A 1588-nucleotide genomic window follows, 5' to 3' on the forward strand; every position below is an offset into this window, starting at 1 on the left:
GTTTTTTAGCTTCTTCATCTGAAACTTCATATTTATCTAGCAATGCCTTATTTAACATCATTTGAGATAAAGTACTTTTTCCATATGTTTGCCTTAATTCTTTACTAAACTCTTTCTCTGTCACGTTTCCYACTTTTGATGTTGCAACATTTTCTGAGGAACCACACGCAGACAATGTTAGCGCCACACATGTAATAATAGTTCCCATAAATAGCTTTTTCTTTTTCAATTCAAATACCTCACTTTGATAAATGTATATTAGGAACTATACAGCGCTATTGTGAAATTAATGTGTTTTCCGCAAGTATTTCTCTTCATGCCAGAGACAAGCTTTATTAAATACAAAAGCCGGCATAAAGCCGACTTTTTAACATCATTTAATCTGCACATGTTCTTCTTTGATCCATTTGTTCCCACCTATATCTATATATCCATCTTGACGATTCCAAATACGATAAGGGACCTTCCCATCGACCGCACCTGTATCATTCCCGTTTGGTCCATCGTACGTTCTAATTTCATATCCAGGTGTGTATTTGGAATATGCATAAAACCATTGTACATTAAAATGTTCTAAGTTAGCCCACTGTTGTTCACTACCTAAACAAATCATATCTTTTTCGCCACCTCCCCAATAACCTTTAAAGATTAAATATGGGATTTTTTTCGTAAGTCTTCCTGTAAACTGTGGATTCGCAGGATTTTCATATAAATTAATGCCGTATCCATCATCATATTTTGAAACTGCAATACCAATTCCATTTGGTTGCTTACTATCTCCAATACTAGATTGATTTGTTTGATTTGAACCTATAAACCAAGAAAGATTTTTATTCCCAATTAATTGATTTAAATCACATTTTCCAATACCAGGAACATTTCCTGAATCAGTATATTGCCAAATATCACAAGGATATGCTGGTTTATTCCCTCCATAACGAGGAATCCAAATAAAATCAGCATCAATATTGCGAGCTCCAAATGATACATACGTGTGATGTCCTACATATAAACCAATTTTTTTTGCACCTAATCGGCGTAATTCATCAATAAATGCTTGAGTCCCGCCTTGCATATCTACCATTGTTTGAACTTCTACATCTGCCACCCAAAATTTAGCGTTTTTATCGCCACGATTCCAAAAATCTTGCGCTTCTTTTTTTGCATCTGAAATAGATATAAAACGGCAAAATGCATAATTCCCAAATGGAATACTACGTTTCTTCATTTCTTTCACATAACCTTGATACATAAAATCGACCGTATTCGAACCATCTTGAACTCTAGCAATAACTAAGTCTAGCTGAGACACTGCAATATCCCAATTAATATTTCCATTCCATTTCGAAATATCTACAATATAACCCATTACTAATCAACTCCTTTTTATTATCTTATTCAAAGCTTGTATTATTGCTAGACCCATATGCCTAATAGCAAGCTTCTATAAGACAAATAAATATATTTTCATCATTTTTTAAAACTAAATAATTTCTTTTTATCCATAATAAACAAGTTCTTCTTTTTACATTTGTAAACGATAGACTTACGTTTATTTCACACTAAATATTGGGATGAAATCACAAAT

General features: G+C 32.8%; 1 protein-coding gene and 1 pseudogene. Both read right to left on the reverse strand.

The genetic code is table 11. From position 1 onward, the window contains the following. Positions 1 to 229 (reverse strand): annotated as a pseudogene (gene prsA, locus AC1DTM_RS25725) (peptidylprolyl isomerase PrsA); the annotation flags it as partial. A gap of 144 nt (positions 230 to 373) precedes the next feature. Next, the gene (locus AC1DTM_RS25730; protein ID WP_016104772.1) at positions 374 to 1369 is read right to left on the reverse strand and encodes a glycoside hydrolase family 25 protein; all 996 of its coding nucleotides are present in this window, start codon (positions 1367 to 1369) and stop codon (positions 374 to 376) included. Positions 1370 to 1588: the final 219 nt, after the last annotated feature.

Source organism: Bacillus sp. P4_D3 (assembly GCF_056401855.1).